This window comes from Faecalimonas sp. LCP19S3_D12 (assembly GCF_052121495.1).
GTDB lineage: Bacteria > Bacillota > Clostridia > Lachnospirales > Lachnospiraceae > Faecalimonas.
Map to the genome: position 1 here is coordinate 39818 of NZ_JBQKED010000012.1, position 21509 is coordinate 61326.

The 21509-nt window shown below is 35.3% G+C and carries 19 protein-coding genes; all 19 read right to left on the reverse strand.

From position 1 onward, the window contains the following. Window positions 1–32 precede the first annotated feature (32 nt). The 19 genes from ACTQXY_RS05340 to ACTQXY_RS05430 all read right to left on the reverse strand — a co-directional run bounded on the left by ACTQXY_RS05340 (window position 33) and on the right by ACTQXY_RS05430 (window position 21504). Window positions 33–1526 (reverse strand): trypsin-like peptidase domain-containing protein, encoded by a 1494-nt coding sequence (locus tag ACTQXY_RS05340; RefSeq protein WP_441658612.1) that lies wholly within the window; start codon window positions 1524–1526, stop codon window positions 33–35. Between the two features lie 91 nt (window positions 1527–1617). Then, window positions 1618–3444 (reverse strand): glutamine--fructose-6-phosphate transaminase (isomerizing), encoded by a 1827-nt coding sequence (gene glmS / locus ACTQXY_RS05345; protein WP_441658613.1) that lies wholly within the window; start codon window positions 3442–3444, stop codon window positions 1618–1620. Window positions 3445–3574: 130 nt separating this feature from the next. After that, entirely contained in the window at window positions 3575–5092 is a 1518-nt protein-coding gene (locus ACTQXY_RS05350) for a cohesin domain-containing protein (protein WP_441658614.1), read from the reverse strand. Between the two features lie 105 nt (window positions 5093–5197). Beyond that, entirely contained in the window at window positions 5198–6259 is a 1062-nt protein-coding gene (locus tag ACTQXY_RS05355) for an LCP family glycopolymer transferase (protein WP_441658615.1), read from the reverse strand. A gap of 218 nt (window positions 6260–6477) precedes the next feature. After that, window positions 6478–8310 carry a DUF6020 family protein gene (locus ACTQXY_RS05360; protein WP_441658616.1) on the reverse strand — a complete coding sequence of 611 codons (1833 nt, stop codon included), beginning with the start codon at window positions 8308–8310 and terminating at the stop codon, window positions 6478–6480. Window position 8311: 1 nt separating this feature from the next. Beyond that, window positions 8312–8710 (reverse strand): GtrA family protein, encoded by a 399-nt coding sequence (locus ACTQXY_RS05365; RefSeq protein WP_441658617.1) that lies wholly within the window; start codon window positions 8708–8710, stop codon window positions 8312–8314. Window positions 8711–8728: 18 nt separating this feature from the next. Next, complete coding sequence (locus ACTQXY_RS05370) at window positions 8729–9643, reverse strand: glycosyltransferase (RefSeq protein ID WP_441658618.1); 915 nt, start codon at window positions 9641–9643, stop codon at window positions 8729–8731. Between the two features lie 58 nt (window positions 9644–9701). Continuing rightward, window positions 9702–11141 (reverse strand): oligosaccharide flippase family protein, encoded by a 1440-nt coding sequence (locus ACTQXY_RS05375; protein ID WP_441658619.1) that lies wholly within the window; start codon window positions 11139–11141, stop codon window positions 9702–9704. Window positions 11142–11164: 23 nt separating this feature from the next. Beyond that, complete coding sequence (locus ACTQXY_RS05380) at window positions 11165–12112, reverse strand: glycosyltransferase (RefSeq protein WP_441658620.1); 948 nt, start codon at window positions 12110–12112, stop codon at window positions 11165–11167. Window positions 12113–12135: 23 nt separating this feature from the next. Next, a complete protein-coding gene (locus ACTQXY_RS05385) occupies window positions 12136–12792 on the reverse strand; it encodes a NeuD/PglB/VioB family sugar acetyltransferase (RefSeq protein WP_441658621.1) in 657 nt (218 codons plus the stop codon). Window positions 12793–12804: 12 nt separating this feature from the next. Further along, window positions 12805–13827 (reverse strand): dTDP-glucose 4,6-dehydratase, encoded by a 1023-nt coding sequence (gene rfbB / locus ACTQXY_RS05390; protein ID WP_441658622.1) that lies wholly within the window; start codon window positions 13825–13827, stop codon window positions 12805–12807. A 1-nt stretch (window position 13828) separates the two neighbouring features. Next, window positions 13829–14701, reverse strand: coding sequence for a glucose-1-phosphate thymidylyltransferase RfbA (gene rfbA, locus ACTQXY_RS05395; RefSeq protein ID WP_441658623.1), 873 nt, complete (start codon window positions 14699–14701; stop codon window positions 13829–13831). Between the two features lie 6 nt (window positions 14702–14707). Then, window positions 14708–15808, reverse strand: coding sequence for an aminotransferase class I/II-fold pyridoxal phosphate-dependent enzyme (locus tag ACTQXY_RS05400; RefSeq protein ID WP_441658624.1), 1101 nt, complete (start codon window positions 15806–15808; stop codon window positions 14708–14710). 26 nt (window positions 15809–15834) lie between these two features. After that, a complete protein-coding gene (locus ACTQXY_RS05405) occupies window positions 15835–16923 on the reverse strand; it encodes a glycosyltransferase (protein WP_441658625.1) in 1089 nt (362 codons plus the stop codon). Window positions 16924–16933: 10 nt separating this feature from the next. Further along, window positions 16934–17905, reverse strand: a complete 972-nt coding sequence (locus ACTQXY_RS05410; RefSeq protein ID WP_441658626.1) for a glycosyltransferase — start codon at window positions 17903–17905, stop codon at window positions 16934–16936. Between the two features lies 1 nt (window position 17906). Beyond that, window positions 17907–18920, reverse strand: coding sequence for an alcohol dehydrogenase catalytic domain-containing protein (locus ACTQXY_RS05415; RefSeq protein ID WP_441658627.1), 1014 nt, complete (start codon window positions 18918–18920; stop codon window positions 17907–17909). Further along, window positions 18913–19629, reverse strand: a complete 717-nt coding sequence (locus ACTQXY_RS05420; RefSeq protein WP_441658628.1) for a D-ribitol-5-phosphate cytidylyltransferase — start codon at window positions 19627–19629, stop codon at window positions 18913–18915. The genes ACTQXY_RS05415 and ACTQXY_RS05420 overlap by 8 nt, the downstream gene beginning before the upstream one ends. Next, window positions 19626–20498 (reverse strand): LicD family protein, encoded by an 873-nt coding sequence (locus ACTQXY_RS05425; protein WP_441658629.1) that lies wholly within the window; start codon window positions 20496–20498, stop codon window positions 19626–19628. The genes ACTQXY_RS05420 and ACTQXY_RS05425 overlap by 4 nt, the downstream gene beginning before the upstream one ends. Before the next feature lie 10 nt (window positions 20499–20508). Continuing rightward, a complete protein-coding gene (locus tag ACTQXY_RS05430) occupies window positions 20509–21504 on the reverse strand; it encodes a glycosyltransferase (RefSeq protein ID WP_441658630.1) in 996 nt (331 codons plus the stop codon). Between the last annotated feature and the right edge of the window lie 5 nt (window positions 21505–21509).

Genomic DNA, 21509 nt, shown 5'->3' on the forward strand with positions numbered 1-21509 from the left:
ATTTATTCCATGTATCTTTTAGTACGATTATCTTACTTAGATGCCTCACCAAGTGTTACCTGTACAGTCTGTTCTTTATATTCGCCATTCTTCTCTGGCACCTGAACAGTTACATCTACAGTCTCGCCTGCTTTGTAGTATTCCAGCTGAGCTTTCAATGTATCCATACCATCAATCTTTGTTCCGTCAAACTCTGTGATAATACTTCCTTTTGTGAGACCAGCTTTTTCAGCTCCGCCATCTTTTGTTACCTCGGAAATAAATACACCTTCCGGCATATTGTACACCTGAGCACTCTGCGAATCCACATCTGTACCGCTGATGCCAAGTGCTCCTCGCTGTGACTCATCTACTTTGGTTCTTGTCTGACGATTCATCAAATCATTGATAACATCTGTCACATCTGAAATTGGGATTGCATATCCCATGCCCTCTACTGCATCTGCATTTACTTTTACTGTATTGATACCAATTACTTCACCCTTGGCATTCAAAAGTGCTCCACCACTATTACCAGGATTGATTGCCGCATTTGTCTGAATTAAAGTTGTCTCAAAGCCATCTACAGTTCTGTCTTTTGCACTGATAATTCCGTTTGTTACAGACTGACCATATCCAAGAGCATTTCCAATTGCAATTGCAGGTTCACCTACACGAATTGCATCAGAATCTCCAAGTGTTGCTGTCTTAATCTCTTTCATAGTAGAGTCTTTAATCTGATCTAACTGAACGGCTACAACTGCAAGGTCAATGTTGGAATTTGTTCCTTTTACCTGTGCTTCGACACTCTCTTCATCTACAAAAGTAACTGTCAGTGTACTGCTTCCTTCTACTACGTGGTTATTTGTCACAATCAATAACTCTGAATCATTCTGTCCGATAATAATTCCGGAACCGCTGCTCTGGCTTTCATATTCACGAACACCACCAAAGAAATCCTGTACCTGCTGTACACTTAAGTTTGTAATTGATACAACCGACGGCATTACATTTTCCACCATATCGGCAAGATCAGAATCTACATCTGAGCTCGTATTCGTGGATACTTTTGTGGAATTCACCTTCTGTCCGGATGATGCGACCGTAGTTTTATTTCCAACCACTTTATTGATCACAACATTACTTGCCTGAAATGCTGCGCTTGCCAACAAACCAAATACAAGTGCCATGCAGATGCATGTTGCCCACTTCACACCAATATGAATCGGCTTTCTCTCTTTTTTCTTTCTCATATGGCGACGCGTCTGCTTCTTGGACTGCTCATCTGGCTGTTCATATGTCGGCGCACCATATGCCTGTGACTCATACGACTGCGACTCACGTGTCCGAGATTCTTGTGTCCGGGACTCTTGTGTGGAAGATTCATATACCGGCGGTTTTTCATAGTATGATGTATTCTCCTGCTCTGTTCTTTGTTCCGTCTGTGCAGCTTCCTCTATTATCCCATCTTCCGGTACCGGCGGTTCTATTCTTGCTGGTTCCTCTCTTTTTTCTTCATTATTTCCGTAATTATATTTATTATCCATTGTCAAGACTCCTTTCATTTCCTTTGATGATAGTAGTCTAACAATAATTTGTGATAAAACTGTGTTTTATTTGCAAAAAAACTTTGAAAAACTATTCTACAGTTACTGATTTTGCTAGGTTTCTCGGCTTATCTACATCGCATCCTCTTCCGACAGATACATAGTATCCAAACAGTTGAAGCGGAATGATTGCCAATGAATTTGCAAAATATCTGTTTGTCTCCGGAATATAGATGACATAATCTGCTACTCTCTCCACATCGGTATTTCCTTCGTTTGTCACTGCCATAACGAACGCCCCACGTGTACGCACTTCTTCCATATTGCTGATCATCTTTTTATACAAATCTTCCTGAGTAAGCACCGCTGCAACCAATGTTCCTTCTTCAATCAGAGAAATAGTTCCATGCTTCAACTCTCCCGCTGCATATGCTTCTGAATGAATATAAGATATCTCTTTTAATTTCAGAGAACCTTCCATGGAAATAGCATAGTCGATTCCTCTTCCGATAAAGAATACATCTTTTGCAGCCAGATAGCGGTTTGCAAACTTCTGAATTTTATTTTTATTATTCAGCAGCAATTCCACCTGTTCCGGAAGCTTCTGCAGGTCTTCCAGCATCTCTTTCAAGCCTGCGTCATCCAAAGTACCTCTTGCATGTGCAAATTTCATTGCGAGCAAATACAATGCAATCAGCTGAGAAGAATATGCCTTCGTCGTAGCTACCGCAATCTCCGGACCTGCCCATGTATACATCACATTGTCCGCCTCTCTTGCAATTGAACTTCCGACAACATTGACAATTCCAAGCACTTTTGCTCCCCTAGCCTGCGCCTCTCTCAGCGCTGCCAGAGAATCTGCCGTCTCTCCTGACTGACTAACTACGATAACAAGTGTCCCTTCTTCCAAAATCGGGTTGCGATAACGGAATTCAGACGCCAAGTCCACTTCCACAGGAATTCTTGCCAGTCCTTCAAAAATATATTTGCTTGTCATTCCTGTATGATTCGCAGAACCGCATGCAACAATCATAATCTTTTTAATCGCACGAATCTCGTCATCGCTCATCTTTAATTCTTCAATCACAATGTTGTCTCCTTTGATTCTCGGCGAAAATGTATCCAGAATTGCTTTCGGCTGTTCGTACATCTCCTTCAGCATGAAATGTTCAAATCCACCTTTTTCTGCGGCATTGATGTCCCAGTCAATTGTTGTGGACTCTTTTTCGATCGGCTCTTCATCCACTGTGAAAAATTCCATTGTAGAGTCTGTCATACGGACAATCTCCTCATTTTCAATGAAATATACATCTCTTGTATACTTCAATACTGCCGGAACATCTGATGCAATGATATTTCCATTCTCTGTATGTCCCACAATCAATGGGCTGTCCTTGCGGACTGCATACAATTCTTCCGGATGATCTTTGAAGATGATTCCAAGAGCATAGGAGCCTTCCATACGATGCATAATCTTTGTAATTGCCTCCAACGGATTGCCTTTGTAATAATAATCAAGTAAATGAGCAATAACCTCTGTGTCCGTCTCAGAGATAAACTCGTACCCTTTTTTCTCCAGTTTCTTTTTTAGTTTTAGATAATTTTCGATAATTCCATTGTGAACAACAACAATGGATTCCTCTTTATTGAAATGCGGATGTGCATTGACATCCGATGGTGATCCATGTGTTGCCCATCTTGTATGACCGATTCCGACTGTTCCCGGAAGTGTTGCACCATCGTGAGATAATTCACTTAGCACTTTCAGTCTTCCCTTTGATTTTAATGTTGCTACCTTTGTTCCATCATATACGGCAATCCCCGCTGAATCATATCCACGATATTCCAATTTTGCCAATCCATCTAACAAAATAGGGGCTGCCTGTTCATTTCCAATGTATCCTACGATTCCACACATAATTTTTACCTCCACTTTTGTACAAATCACCATTTTTTTTGCACTATGTGGTTTATTGTAGCAAACCTGAACTGATTTGTAAAGAAAAAAAGAGGATACTTAGTTATCCCAAGTTCCTCTTTTCGTTTCCTTAATCGTCTAAATCAATAAAATCAAGGTCAAAATCTTCATAAGATTGTTTCTTTTCTTTTGTACGTGTCATTTTTTGATCATCCAAATCTTCATCACCAAAATCCGATTCCTCCTCGAAGTCACTCTCTTCAAAATCGTCATCAGCAAAATCATCCTCGGCAAAATCATCGTCAGTAAAATCGTCATCGGCAAAATCGTCGTCAGCAAAATCATCCTCGAGGTCATCATCTTGAATATCCGCACTGGCAACTTGAATTCTTTCAGATTGCTCTTCATCCTCTTCATGATCATCAAATCTGTCATCTTGAGATCTCATGCCACCTGATTTTCTACCTGTATCTATAAGCTCAAGCTCTCCTTCGTCTATGTCAATTCCATATTCATCATACAACTCATCTAGCTCTGCATTTCTATTGTGAAGCTTCACACCTAATACTATAAGAAACACGAGCATAATTACAAATAGTACACCTGCACCTAAAATCACATAATTTAAATAACTTTCAATAGCAGAAGTAAGTTTTCCTAAAAAAGAAACTGATTTCTGCTCCTCTTCGACTGAAGGTGCATCGAATCTCTGATATGTTCCATCCACAGAATCATATTGGTATAATGACTTTTCTCCCTGATTATTCATCGCATAGAGGATGTAATAGTCACTTTCTTTCGCATTTCTCCATGCTGGGAACACTTGATCATTCAATGTAATCTCGGTCTCCTGATACTCTTTCGGAAGCTTGATATCTCCACGTTCTGAAAGAAGTACAATCGCTGCTGTCTGAGAGATATTAATTTGTTCAAATGGAACAAATGACGATGTCTCACTCTCATATAAGAAAAACTTCCCTGCATTTTGGGCATCTACCAAATATGCTAGATATACATCTTCTGTTTCCTGTTTTACCACTTTTCGCTGTGCGCCTTCATATTCCATTGTCGCCTCTACAAATCCAAATGGAATCTCTGCCTCTGAAAAGTTTTCAGAAAGTGTATACTCTGTTCCTTCTACAGTTACCTTCACATCAGTTGTCTCGCCTGTTGTATTCTCACCTTCCGTTGGAGCTGTTGTCGCAGTTACATCCCCAGCTGCAATTGTGACTGCCGAAGATCCCTGTGTACAGTTTAATTTCTCATCCGAATAAAGCCATGCTTTATAGCTGCTGACTTGAATCTTTGCAGTTCCCTCTTTTAATACGTCAAACTGCATCTTAAATCGCAATTCCGTCTCGCTTCCTGTTCCTTTTCCGGAATATACAAGCTGTCCCGTTCCGGATTCCGTTACATTATCACCACTTTTAAACTTTAAATATTCTGTATCGTAAGTCAGATTCAGGTCTGCATCACCGATTGCCGCTCCTGCTCTGACAACTCCTGTGACCTCTACCGTCTCTCCTACTTTTGTCGATGGATCACTGAATACAATTTGTCCATCTGCTGCATATGTCAGCATTCCAAAGCATGGCGCCATCAGACATACCGACAATATAAATGTGGCTATTTTTTTCATTACTTTCATGCGTTCTTCCTCTTTCTTTACTTTCGTAACAATTATTACATGCCAGTTTTTGACATCCTTTATACATATTACACTGTTTTTTTCAAATTGTCTAGTTCTTTGACATTATTCTTCTTTCTGTACACTCTCTGTATAATCAGCTCTCGTATATCCAGTCAGTGTCTCAATCTCTCCGGCAATCTCTTTTACTTTTTCAGAGACTATATACTCATCCTTCGGATATAAAAACGCATGCAATTCTTGTACATTTTCTGAAAATCCAAGCGGTATAACTGAACTTCCTACGCCATTTACATTTCCATCAGTTAGTTCAAATGGAAATCCTTTTGTCTCTCCTAGTTGATACTGCGTTACCCCTGCTGCAAGCCCAATCATATCTTTTAGAGAAAAACTTGTGGACACTTGTGGAAATACTTCATCAATAATTTTATTGATTGTTCCAAGCTTCGTGTGCAGCACTTTTTCAAAAACTTTTTCTAAAACCAACCTTTGTCTCTCTGTTCTTGTATAATCTCCACCTGCCGTTGAACGGATTCTTGCATAAGTAACTGCCTGGCTTCCATCAAGTTTCTGATTTCCCGCATACTCAATAAAATTCGTTTCCTTCCCTGCTACTTGGGCTGTCTCCTCCAAAAATTCATTCATATATTGTATTTCCTCTTCTTTTATGTCAATCTCAATCCCACCAAGCAGATCTACTGTATCCGCTAATGCTTTAAAGTCCACTGTGACATAATTCTGAATATCCAAATCCAAATTCTTATTCAGCATATTGATTGCATCCTGTGGTCCGCCTGTAAAATAGGCATTATTGGCTTTTTTTATCTCCCCATTCATCTGTTCTGTTAATGTATCACGGTAGACAGATATCATCTTTACCTCTTTTGTTTGGTTATCAATGGATGCCACAATGATACAGTCCGCATGCGTTCCCTTTTCTAACTGTCCTTCTCTGGAATCACCTCCAAACAACGCAACCGTCGTATATCCCTCCTGACTCGCCCCATCATTCACTTTGATATCTCCCTCATCAAATGATGTGACCTGAAACTTATCATATTTTAAAATCACATAACCGACTACTAACAATATGGCAAGAATCAGAAGCTCTGCGAGCAAAAAAAGAACTCTCTTTTTTCTTCTTGATTTTTTTCTCTTTTTCTTCATAGAATTAATTCCCTTCTTAAGTTTTACTATCCCCTATTGAATCTTCTGACTTCATCGCTTTAACTAGAATTACCACTGCTATAATATGATTTGCATCTTTTCCTGCAACTATTCCTGCCACTCCACCTTTCTAAGTTTTGCAGTCACATGGACTCCCACCGAGGCAACGAGGCAATTTTACCTTTGACTGAAATCAAATAATACATTTTATTTTGCTGCTATTCCTTACGACGACTGAATTCTTGATTTTTTGAACAAACAAATAGTGCAATATAAAATGGAATTAAATATTGTTCCGCTACTGCATATCTAGGCCAATAATGTATTGGTGATGCTACAATAAGTGTAATCATCAATCCTATCGTAGGTGTTAAAGCAATTACTAAAAGTTCTTGTTTTCTTAAAATCAGAAAGATAACAAGTAAGACTACACACCAGTTAATTATTCCTATAGGAATACCGATATCCTCAATCGGAAAAACTTTTGTTAACAACTCACTATTTACATATTTTCCCACCTTAATATCATACTCTTCCAGCACATCTTTATACTCTAGATAATAATTCCGCGGAACTCCTCCCACAATATTTCTAGAGTAATAATTAACTTCATCGCAATTTATTGTCCAAAATCCATATGTCTGCAACTCCCAAGCTTCAAAGAAAATGCGTGGATTTTTTTTGAACATAGAAAAATATCTTTTAAAAAAGTTCTCCTCCAACACTGATGAATCAAAATTTGAATTCCATTTTAAAGAATCTACACAGCACGGTGTATATACACTTTTATACAATTCTAATGGAAGCAATTGTTCCATATATTCTCTATCCTCTTCTGACATCTTGCCTTCGCAAGCAACTACTCTTGCCATTTGGTTCAAAAAAATTCCATAAGATTCTACCTTTTCTTTTTCAATCCCCAATTTATCATATAACGGACCCGTGATGAATTGAGCAGTTAAGACTACTAAAATTGTGAAAATTGCCATTTTTTTAAGCGCATTACATATTAAGTCCTTTCTCATATAAATACTCATTATTATAAAAACAACACTCATAAAAAAGGCAATATATATCCCATTATTTCGCACAAAAATTAAAACAAGAAGTAAAAAGACATATTTTATTCCGAAAAACTTATCCTTTTGAATAACAGCACCTCTGCTTAATATGACTTCCATAATCATTAATGTAATCACGACTAGAGTAACCCCAAAAATCGGATCTTTCCACATAGCAATACTCATTTGTGCAAAATAAGGAATTACTCCATAAAATCCTCCAAGAGCTATTAAATGAATTTTTCGCAAATTCATTCGGAAGAAAAGCCAACATATTAAATAGGAAATTGAAAGGCTCATATAAACCATTTGAATCACACAGTACAATACACAACCGACTGTATTTCCGCCAAATATTCTCCCTATTTTAAAACAAAGTTTTATAAACAAAGTATAACACACTGGATGATGGTTATTTAATGGCTCATTTCCTAATGCTTGTGCTATAGATGACATTGTATCTCCAAAAATATACCCCGGAAAATATACAAGCAAATAAGGCAACCATGCAAAAAACAAACATACTGCAACTATTATTACTACTTTATAAGAAATCTTGTTTTCTATACAAAATTGATATTTTTTTAATTTTTTATTGTTAGCATGCCAAAAATATATACTCTTAGCCATTTCAAATATGCCAAATGCAATAAAGAAAAAAGCTACTACATCCACTAGCGTATATGGAATAATATAATTTTCCATTATTGTTCCATAATAAGTGTCTTGTGTATGGATATGATCCCCTAAAATAATAGCAAAACTCAACAAACTCGAAAAAATCCCTATAAAAATTACAGAAACTTTAGAATTGAATTTCTGTTTTTCATTAGTCCTAATGCAAAACAAAATTATACACAAAACTAACACTGCTACTAAATACTCAAATCTAAAATGTAAGTAAGATGCAATAAAATGTCCACTAACTCCTGCCAAAACAATATGAACCACATCTTTTCTTAGGTTTTCCCCTATCATATGAAATTTCATCTTATTCCCCAATACTCTTTTTCTCTAAAAACAATTTCCTCGTAACAAAATTATAAACCATTACAACCACTGTGGCACCAATTTTAGATATCATATAAAAAACACCAAGTTTTTCCACAGTAAGCCACATAATTAACTGATTTATCCCCAATCCTACAATACTGAGTACAACAAACAGTACAAACTCCTGTTTTTTATCTCGATTTTCACCTACATCAAATACCCATTTCACACTCATAACATAGTTAAAAATAACAGATACTGCAAAAGAAATTCCACTTGAAATCAAATAATTGATATGAAATACTTCTGTTAGGAAAATCATGATACCATAATCAATGACAAAAGCACTTCCCCCAACAACTCCAAATTTCATAATTTGCTTTACTAATTTCTCCATCTCTTCACTTCCCACTATCTATTTCATTTGGTTTAGCATCAATTCATATAGTTGTCTATGTTTCTTTACAATTACATCTAAAATGATTCCACATACCCAAAGAAGCATCCCAAGCACAGCTATAATTCCTGACACAATCAACGTAGGAAACTTCAGCACTAAACCTGTCTGTAGGTAATCGATAAACACGGGTACAAATAAAATTAAAGTGATTGCCCATAGGACTGCTGCTATTAGAGAAAAGAACGCAAACGGTCTATATTCTCGAAACAAAGTTGCAATTGTTCGTAATACTTTTATACCATCTGAGAAGGTATTCAATTTCGAATCACTTCCCTCCGGCCTGTCCCTATAAACAACTGAAACTTCCTCCAATAAAAAATTCTTATCCACTGCATGAATCGTCATTTCTGTTTCAATTTCAAACCCTTTTGATAATACTGGAAACGACTTCACAAACATTTTACTGAACGCTCGATATCCCGTCATAATATCCTTAACCTCATTTCCAAACAATTTATTAATGAAAAAACGCACTATGCGATTTCCCATATTATGAAAAGGTCTCTTATTTTCCGTAAAGTAAGTAGAAGACAAGCGATCACCAATTACCATGTCTACCCCTTTATCCAATACCTTATCCACCATCTCTCTTGCATGTTCTGCTGGATATGTATCATCTCCATCTATCATCAAATAGCAGTCAGCATCAATGTCTCTGAACATACTCCTAATCACATTCCCTTTTCCCTGGCGATACTCATATCTAACCACTGCCCCTGCTGCTTTTGCAATCTCATCTGTGCCATCTGTCGAATTATTATCATATACATAAATCGTCGCTTCTGGCAATGCTTCTTTATAATCCTCAATTACTTTTTTTATTGTAACACTTTCATTATAGCATGGTATTAATACAGCTATTCTCTTCATCCCTATCTCCTTCTTTTCATCATTTTATCTTAAATACCACATAGTTTATTATGAAACATCAGTTTTTCCTTTTTTTTAATATATTTAGAATATATTCTAAACACTCTAATTTGAATATTTTGGCTAATCCCAAATACAAACATCCTCCCACGATAACTTCTATTGCTAGATTTACAACAATATGAAATATCAAAACCTCATTTAGTAAATATACAGCCCCTCCCATGACCAATGAGATTAAGAATGATGGTGCGATATCATAAATTTGTTCTAAAAAGCTATAATTTAACAGTTTTCTATTTGGCCATGCATTAATAACTGTACTTGCTACACTGGAAACAACTTTTGAAAATGCCATAACAATCACTCCAAACGGTAAACTGATAATCAAACAAATAATACCTACCATTTTTTTAATGATTTCCAATTTTAAAAAAACATCACTTCTTCCTATTGCATTAATAGCTTGAAGATTTGCTGTATGTATCGGCCAGAACGCATATGACAAACACAGCATTCTCATAATTGGCACACAAAATAACCATTTTTCAGTTAGTAACAATTCTATAAGTGGTTCTGAACATGCTGCCAAACCTGCCATAGCCGGAAATACAAAGAACGAACTTGTAACCATTGATCTTCGAACCATGCTCTTAACCTTAGCAAGATTATCCTGTTCTTCCGATAACGCAGGCAGCATCACACTTTGTATCGAACCATTCACATTTGTAACCAATATGTTGGGAAATTGATCCGCCCGATTATAGTAGCCTAACTGATCTGATTTATAAAATTTTCCAATAACCAAACTATATATATTGTTATATAAAACATCTATTAAATTGGATACAAGTAACTTCCATCCATAGTCAAACATATTCTTTATTCTCGACAAATTACATCGCATATGCGGTTTCCAGTCCACAATAAATAGAAGAATAACGCAAATGAAGAACTGATTACTTAACTGTTGTGCTACTAAAGCCCATACACCAAATTTGTAATATGCTAGTATAATTCCTAATATACCGGAAAAAATATTTGCTCCTAAACTACTATAAAATAATTTTTTAAATTGAAACTCTCTTGACACTTTCGCAATCTGAATAGAATTAAATGCACCGAAAAATAACACTAATCCCAATATTTTTATAACACTACTTAAGTTAGGCATTTTATAAAATGCTGCAATAGCATCAGAACTCACAAATAGCAGGATATAAATAATCAATGCCACGACAGCACTAACAACAAACACTGAGGAATAGTCTTCTTCTTCTACATCTTTTTGTTGTATTAATGCAGTGTTAAATCCACTTTGGACAAATACATTCGCCAAAGAGATAAATACAGTAATCAATGCAATTACCCCATAGTCTTCCGGCAAAAGTAATCGCGCCAAAATCAACTGTATGATAAACTGTATCCCCTGCGTTCCCATCCTTTCAAAAAACTTCCAAAATAACGATGTAATAACCTTAGCTTTATGTTGTTCCATTATACCTCCTTATTCCGCATAAGCTACATTCTTCTTTTTATCTTCAGATACAACTTTGGAAAATGAAATTTAAAGAACATAATCCCTTTTTCTTTTCCCGTCATGCCCTGGTATCTTTTTGGATATTTTTTCTTCAATTCCCTATAGTCTCCTCGCAGAACAATTTGATTAGATTGAAAATGTTCGATCCTCTCTGATATCACTTCATTGTATTGCCCTTTATAAAAAGGATTAATCTCTTTTAGCAAATTTACAACATCTTCACATCTCTCTATCTTCTTCCCAATAATATCTCCCTCTAGAGCACCTCTCGACCAAGATCCTTTTGCTTCTGTTCTATACGTGCTCAATTCTTCTGAAAGATAATATACTTTCCCTTTCGTTGATAAAAATATAATCAATGGGTAATCTTCTACTTTTGCATTATAATAAAATGGTGGCAGCTCTTTCATAAAACAGCTTCTAAATACCATACTGTTTGTAGCAATCATGTCCCCATTTCCTGCAATCAATTCTTCTGTTGACAAAACTGTGTCTTCTTGTCTCGGCTTGATTTTCCCAGTTCTTTTTCCTTTTTCATCAACTGTATATGCCGCACTTGTCACAAGTGCATAATCGTCATTACTTTCTAAAAAATCAATCTGTTTTTCTAGTTTGCCTTCATCATTCCAAAAATCATCCCCTTCATTTATTGCCATATACTTTCCACGCATATAATTTATAAATGAAGGGAAAATTTTTATTCCCTTTGAGTATTGATTCTCTTGCTCTAAAATCAAACGAATCTTATCAGGATACTCTTTCTGGTAAGCTTCCAAAATTGCTCTCGTTCCATCGGTTGAACAATCATCTCTAATTAAGATTTCTGTTTTGTATTTTGTTTTCTGTCTCAGACAGCCTTCAATTGCCTCAGCTATATAATCTTCCTGATTATATGTCGCTATGCATATGCTTACAACTATCTCGTCCATATCTTTCCTCCTGACATAAACGTTCAAATATCGTGATATTTTATCACTTTAGCCGGTACCCCGACTGCTGTACAATTAGCTGGAATATCATCAACTACAACCGCTCCTGCACCTAAAATGGTATTTTCTCCTATTTTCTTTTTTTCAATAATCTGACTTCCCACTCCAATTTCAACTCCATAAGAAATTTTTACATTCCCTGAAACATTCACACTTGGATATAGTGTCACAAAATTCTCCAATGTAACATCATGTCCTATAGTACAGTCATAATTAATAAGTACAAAATCCCCTATTTGAGTATCTACTGTAATAACAGCAGACCAACAAATAATACAGCCTTGTCCAAATTTTACATTGTTACCATACCGAACATTGTCAGCAATAATTGTCGGAAAATACAAATTACGATTTACCTTTATTTTATTGTATACATATTGTCGATGTTGAGATTTTCCTAAGCAAATAGCTACTGCTACTTTTTTTTCATATCCAAGCAAATATTCTGTATTTCCAAGTACTTTCAATCCATTAATTACCGTTCCTTGGTATTCTGGTGTATCATCAACAAACCCTATTACATTATACTCACTTTGCTTTTTGTTCCACTCTTCAATCTGCCAAGCAATCTCTCTTCCCAATCCTCCAGCACCAAAAATAATTAAATCTTTTTTCGCCATAAGCTACTTTTTCTATAACCTTTCACCATACTGCTTTTCAAAATACTGTTTATATTCTCCTGAAAGAATATTTTTCCACCATTCCTGATTATTCAAATACCACTCTATCGTCTGCTGGATTCCTGTCTCAAAATTGTATTTTGGTTTCCATCCCAATTCTGTTTCCAATTTTGTCGGATCAATTGCATACCGCATATCATGTCCTGGTCGGTCTGTCACATACTCAATTAAAGACTCCGGTTTATCTAACGCTTTCAGAATAGTCTTAACAACTTCCAAATTGGTTCTTTCATTATGCCCACCAACATTATAAACTTCTCCCACTCTTCCATTTCTTACAATCAAGTCGATTGCTCGACAATGATCTTCTACATGAAGCCAATCTCTCACATTTTCTCCATTTCCGTACACTGGAAGCTTTTCATCTGCTAACGCTCTAGATATCATAAGCGGAATCAATTTTTCTGGAAAATGATATGGTCCATAATTATTAGAACATCTGCTGATTGTCACCGGAAGTCCATATGTCCTGTAATATGCCTGCACAAATAAGTCTGCACTTGCTTTTGAAGAACTATATGGGCTAGATGTATGCAATGGGGTCAATTCTGTAAATAATAAGTCTTTTCTGTCTAACGGCAAATCTCCATATACTTCATCGGTCGAAACCTGATGATATCTTTTCACCCCATATTTAACAGATGCATCCAATAATGTGGTAGTTCCCATCACATTGGTTCTTACAAAAGCCTCTGGGTCTGTGATACTTCTATCAACATGAGACTCTGCCGCAAAATTTACAACAATATCAAACTGCTCTTTTTCAAATAATTCAAATATAAATTTCCTCTCAGCAATATCGCCTCTAACAAACTTGTAATTTTCTTTGCCCTCTACCTTTTTACAAGTTTCTAAATTTCCCGCATATGTCAATAAATCCAAATTTACAATCATATCTTCCGGATATTTTTCAACCATATAATGTATAAAATTCCCACCAATAAATCCTGCGCCACCTGTAACTAGTATTTTCATATTATTCTCCCTCCTCAATCAAAGAAATGATATATCTTCCATATTCTGTAGCTGATAAGGACTCTCCAATCATTCTTAGTTGCTCTGTGTCTATAAATCCTTTTCGCCAAGCAATTTCTTCAATACAGGATACATAAAATCCTTGTCTTGATTGGATTGTTTCTACAAACTGGCTAGCTTTTAAAAGTCCCTGCGGAGTTCCTGTATCCAGCCATGCCATACCTCTTCCCATCAATACTACATTTAGCTCATTATCTTCCAAATAGCGGTTATTAATTGATGTTATCTCGATTTCTCCTCTTGCGGAAGGTTTCACACTTTTCGCATACTCCACAACTTTATTGTCATAAAAATAAAGACCAGGAACTGCAAATTTTGATTTTGGCATTTCCGGCTTTTCTTCAATAGACAACACTTTTCCATCTTCTCCAAATTCTACTACACCAAAATCTTTTGGAGAATTTACCGGATAGCCGAAAACCGTTGCCCCCACTTTATTCTCTCTAGCTCTTCTTAATATGCTCGAGAAGTCTTGTCCAAAAAAGATATTATCTCCAAGCACCAAACACACACTGTCTTCTCCAATAAATTTTTCGCCTAATATGAATGCCTCTGCCAATCCATTTGGCTTTTCCTGAACCATATATTCAATAGAAATTCCCAATCTCTTTCCATCCCCTAGCAATCTTTCATACTGATCAATCGCCTCTGATGTAGAAATAATCAGCACTTCTCTTATTTCTGACAACAACAAAACTGACAATGGATAATATATCATTGGTTTGTCATAAATTGGCAACAACTGTTTTGATACACTTTTAGTCATCGGATATAATCTTGAACCGGTTCCTCCTGCTAAAATAATTCCTTTCATATATCATCACTCTCCTAAAATAATTTTACAGATTCTGTCTACATCTTCTTCGGTTAAATTCGCATATAGCGGTAAACACAAAATTTTCTCTGAAACCTCTTTGGCTATTGGTGTTTCATTTACACTACAGTTCTTTTTGTAATATGAAAATTCTGATACAATTGGATAAAAATATTTTCTTGCAAATATATTTTCTCTTTCTAGGCAAGCAGCCACTTCATCTCTGCTCTTCCCAAAAATTTCTTTCTCAAAAACTACTGGAAAATAAGCATAATTACTCTGAACTTCATTCTGTTCAACTAAAATTCTTATTCCATCCCTATTTTGTAAATGCTTTCTGTATCTTTTTACAACGTTTCTTCTCTTTAGTATTTCATTATCCACATGACGTAAATTACAAATTCCCATCGACGCCTGAAATTCATTCATTTTCGCATTAATACTTTCTTGTGGAACATCTCCCTCCTGAGAGATTCCAAAATTTTTTAGGGCATCCAATTTTGAATACAGTTCTTCCGAATGATAGATCAGACCTCCCCCTTCAATTGTATTAAATACTTTTGTGGCATGAAAACTCAGCATAGATATATCACCAAAAGAAGTAACACTCTTCCCTTTATATGTTACCCCAAATACGTGTGCCGCATCATATATTAATTTTAGATTATGCTTTTTCGCTAATTTCTCTAATTTCTCTACATCACATACATTGCCATACACATGAACCGCCAAAATTGCACTTGTCCTATCTGTAATCAAATCCTCAATTTTGTCTGCATCAATCGTATAACTCTCCGGATTAATATCACAGAATACAGGGGTTAATCCATTCTCCACAATTGCATTCACTGTAGAAACGAATGTAAACGGAGTTGTAATTACTTCACCAGTTAAATTTAGCACTTTTAATGCTAATTGTAAAGCAAGATGCCCATTTGTTACCAGTGTCATATTCTCCGCCCGTAAATACTCTTTCAACTGCTGTTCTAGCATTTTGTGCTTTGGTCCATTATTGGTCAAATGTATCGTATCCCATATACTCTCTATCTCTTCACAGTATTCTTCAAATGACGGCATTGAGGATTGAGTCACTAAAATTTTTTTCATATTCTATCTCCCTCTCTAGTATAACTCTATACCAAACTGTTTACCAATTCTATCCATTGTTTTAATATATTTTCTTTTCTAAATTTTTCAATATTCTCCCTACTTTTTTTTGACATTTCCTTTCTAAGTGCCTCTTCTTTTATTAGTTTATTTATTGCATCTGCCATTTTATCAATATCATATGGCTCTACCAAAATACCGTCAATATTATTTCTAATAATCTCACTAGGTCCTGTTGCGATATCAAAACTTATTAACGGCAATTTGCTTGCCTTTGCCTCTAACAACACCAACGGCAACCCTTCTCGATATGACGTAAGCACTAAGAATGCATACTCACTGTACAAATCAGTTATATTATTGACATCTCCTTTTAAAATCAGCTGATTATCCAGTCCACGATTAATTATACTTTCTGATATTTCTTTATAGCACTCTCCATCTCCATAAATATCCCATGTCCACATGGGATGTTCAGGTAAAACTTTTTCTGCTACTTTGACTAACATATCATATCCTTTTTCATGACCAAATCTGCCTACCGTGATAATTTTCTGACTGTTACACTTGTATATATCATCCTTTTTAACTAAATCATCATCAATCCAATTATAAATACACGAAACTTTTCTCCTAGAAATCTTAAAACATTTTGTATAATCTTCTCTTGTTACCTCCGTCAATGCGACAACTTTATCTGAACATATACTTGATAACAACCTTATGGCTGTAATCGTTTTATCTTTCCATTGATTTCTTAGTGCCCCGTGATCACAATAGACAAATTTTGTTTTTACCGTCTTCTGTACTAATAAACTTGAACAAGCAGAATAATTCCCCATCAATAATGCAACATCAATCTGATTCTTCTTTAAATATGATCTGAAAGTCCTAAATATTTTCCAAGGAACTTTATGTAATCTTTCACATGTGTCTCTAAATGTAATGAATTTTACATGTTCGTTGAACTTATATTTTGTTTTTCCATTTATGTACTGAATACTTATGACATGAACTTCATACATCTCCGAAAGAGCATTGGCTAAGACTTCCGTAACTTTCTCCACTCCTCCTGTTTTAGACATATCAAAATCAACCAAACAAACTCTTTTCATACGCATCCTCTTAATCTATATATTTTTTTCTTCCAATCCGCACACACAACTTATACAAATGCCTATTTACCATTAGCAGGCTTACTGCAATTTTTCTACTCAAATTAAATCGTTTATCGTTTACAATAAAACTGAAATTTTCTTTTAATTCCCTGATAATTTTCTTGATTTCGTTATTCATTTCTTCATTGTCACTTAAACACCATTTGTCAAGAACATAAAAGTCAGCCCACATACATCTCATTTTTGCTGTTGTTTCTAGTTCTGGATAATTCTCAACAATTAATTTATAGTTCTTATGATATGCCTCTACTACATCTAAATCATTTTTCTTAAATTTACTAGTTGTAATGCTGTTTTTTCTATGAACATAATAATACTTTTTTTCAGAAGTAAATACAACTTTATTTGCTTTCAATAAAAGCTCAACAATAACAAACGCATCTTCAGATAATTTCTGTAGAGGATAACGTATTTCTGAAAACAGCTCTCTTTTATACAGCTTGTTCACAGCTGTCACAGATGTCTTTTTTGCCTCCATCACTACTTTTATAGCTTCTTTACTATCCCATACACAATACTCTTTTGCTAACTGTTTTTTTTCTTCTCTTCCTTCATAACAATGAATAAGATCACACATCGAAATATCAGCATTTTCTTCCTTTATGTTACGATACAATACCTCATACATATCTGCCTCAATGTAGTCATCGCTGTCAATAAAACCTATATACTCACTACTACTGTGCTCTATCCCTGTATTCCTAGCCGAGCTAAGTCCTCCATTATTCTTATGAATAACCTTTATTCTACTATCCTTTGCTGCATATTGGTCGCAAATTTCTCCGCTTGAATCTTTCGAACCATCATTCACTAAAATAATTTCAAGCTCTGTCATGGTTTGACTCAATATTGATTCTATACATCTGCCTAAATACTTTTCAACATTATATACTGGTACAACAATACTTATCTTTGCCATTTTACAACTCCCACTCAAATACCGTTTTAAACATCGTATCTAAATCATTTCGAAACACTCTGTGGATATCAGCAATAGAACTGACCTTCTCTTCTTCATATATAATTGACTCTATCCTTTTTTGAAATTCAGGCTGTGCCATACACTCTGCTGCAAGTTCAAAATCAGTTCTTCCAGATCTGCTGCATCCCAACATTGTGATTCCCTTTTCTAAGACATCTCTTGTATTAATCGGGATTCTATTTTCTGATACTCCCATCATAACAATTGTTCCCTGTGGATTTAAATACTGAATCATATCATCAAATGCATAATAGCTTCCTTCTCCTCCGCAACATTCAAAGCCATGGTCTACCTGAAAATCTTCTGGAAGTTCATCTGATATAAACGTTCTTTCTGCAAATGAAAAATAAGCTAATTTCCCCGGATTTCTCCCTATGATAGTTAACCTACTCTCAGGAAGCATAGTTTTAATAACATTTGCAACACAATAAGAAAGACTTCCATCTCCCCAAATTCCAATCTCTTTTCTTATATTATGTGAAACCAATTGAAATCTAGAAACAGCATGCACTGCAACACTCACAAATTCTGTAATAGCTGCCAATTTGGGTGGCACAAGTTTAACTGAGACAATTCTATCCGCTGGCATATCAATATATTCCCTCATAAACCCATCGTAGCCACTTGATTTAAATTTTGAGCCCTTTAAATAATTCTCATAAATCACATCACTTTTTTCAATAGGATCATTTGGAATTGGAACTACTAACTCTCCTACTGCGAATGTATTTGTTGGATCATAAACTACTTCCCCACAACATTCATGAATAAGTGCCATTGGAAGTTTCTTTTTTAATATTTTATGATCTCTTTTCCCCAGATAATATCTTTGATCTGCATGGCAAATAGCCATGTATTTTGGTCTGATTAATACATGGCTTGTCATATCTATATCATGATATTTAACAGAAAACACTTGCGGAGATACAAGTTGATAAGTATAGTTAATCAATTAGCTTTCCTCCTACCATGGCTTGTGCAATTTTATAATCGCTCACTGTTGTTATTTTTAAATTGGAAACCTCTCCTTCAACTAAATATACCGGAACTTGTCTCACCACACAAATTTTGCATGCGTCAGTCAGAATTCCTTTTTCTTCTTCCGATAAATCTGCATATAGCTTTTTCAGCAAACTGATTTGAAAACTTTGCGGTGTCTGTCCCTGATACATAAACTCTCTATTTGGAATATCCTGAATGACAGTTTTATCCTCCGACATTACAATTGTATCAATTGCTTGCACTACTGTATCACAAGCCTTATGTTCTAACACAGCCTGTATATTATCTTCTAAAATTCTAGCTGTCACAAACGGCCTGACCGAATCATGCGTAACAATATAATTATCATCATTCTCTCCGAATTCTTTTTCAATATGATCTACAATATTCATAATCGTAGAATTTCTGTCACCTCCCCCACAAATAATACGAACTTTTTCTTTTCTTATAGATATATATTTATTTATCAAATCTTCCATGTGAAGAACCCATTTTTCATGAACTCCTATATACACATAATCCATTGCTTCACACAGCAGAAATTTTTCCAAAGTATGAATGATAATAGGTTTACCTCCTAGATCTAAAAATTGCTTCGGCATGTCCGAAATATGCATTCTCGATCCAATTCCTCCTGCTAATATTGCTCCAAATATCATTTATTTTCCTCCTTACAATAATAAACGTTTTTATAAGTCTTATATCCTGTATCCAAATCCATAAATAGTGCATCATGATGCCCTACTTGCTTTTCCTTAGGTGGTAATTTCATGTAGTCTCCAAATGCAATTTTCAAATACGTATCATATCCTATCGGTATTGGCAACTGACAGTTTTCAAATTTACGAAATTCCGCTTCTGCAAACGCCTCTTTTGGATACCAATTTTTCATGTACCCTGGTCCTGCGCATAGTTCTGTAATCCCTTCACACTGCTCAATTTGGTATTTGGTCATCTTTTTTTCAGCAAATTTCCAAATTTTATATCTTATCTGTTTTGACGGGACTAAGCCTAATGCTATTTTCCCTGCAAAAGCCACTTTTCTCCCATGATTTTCCGGAACTATCTGAGCGCAGTAAAGCGAATATAACAATGCCCAAAAACATTGCATTTTTCGTTGTAATTTTCCTTTCGGATAACCATCTAATGGTAAGACATCTAAAGCAACTCCATGTGTAATATCTAAATTTTTTTGATATGGCTTTATTAAAGTTGTCTCTTTATCTCTAATTGTAAAAAATAAGTTATGATCAATATGGCTTTTATCTGATTTTTCCAATACATATTTTTCTTCTTTTTCTTGCTGTCTCCATAACACACAAAATTTTTCATAATCTTTTCTAGGCATAAAAAAATCCAAATCATCATCCCACGGAATAAACCCTTCATGCCGTATCGTTCCAATGCATCCTCCTCCACACAAGTAGCAAAGCAGTTTATTTTTCTTACAAAATTCAACAAAATATACCGCTAAATCCAAACTTTTTTCCTGAAGTTTTTGTAGTTCTTCCTTTTTTAATTTTTCCATAATAATCCCCTTATTTTCTATATTTCCAAAATGGTAATTTCATCATACCAACCAAACTACCGATTCCGTAACTAACATGTAACAAAAAGAAGAGAATTGGAAGGCTCAATTGATAAAGGTTCTTTTTCTGTCCTTTCACTGCAATAAAACTCATCAACACAGCACATAACCAGTACATCCCCCACATAAGATACGAAAAAAATGGATAACCTATTGCCTTCAATATACTAACTCCAATAATTCCAATAACAAAGCACAAAGGAACAAAATGATAAAAAGACAAACAGCCCGGACATACTTTCAACGTCAGGGCAACCCAATATCCATTACCATATTTTTGTTTTAACATCCCCTTCAGTGTGCTTCTCGTATGCTGATAAGAAATAATATCTGGCGAATAACAGATTTTATATCCTGCTTTTCTGATTCTATAATGAATCTCATTGTCTTCTGTTCTGCCTAATTGCTCATCAAAACCTCCAACGTTATCAAACACTTCTCTTTTATACGCGCCGTGAAAAACAGATTTTACATAACTTTTTTTCTCGCTTCTCCGATAAGAAGCTGCACTACTTCCAAACATCGAAGACTCTGCCAGCAGCAAAGTTTCTTTCCACGAAGTTTTTTCTTGAATAATATTGGGTCTAATCCCACCTGATACAAATTCTCCGCTTTCTAAAACTTCTACATTTTTTCGCACGAAATCAAAGGGAATTGATGCATGCGCATCCACACGCAGAATTGCATCCCCCCTATAGTTTTTTATTGCAACATTCCACCCCATCGCTTGCTTTTTCCCTGGATTATCCAAAACCTGAATATTTTTAAAGTCTTTATTTTCATCACTGAAGCGTTTCATAATTGTTTTTGTTGTATCATCTGACATACTATCAATTAGAACAACTTCTATTTTATCATGAGGATAATCCTGACTCTTGATACACTCCAATAAATCTGGCAGTGCTCTTTCCTCATTATAAGCTACTACACAAACTGATATAATCATGTTTC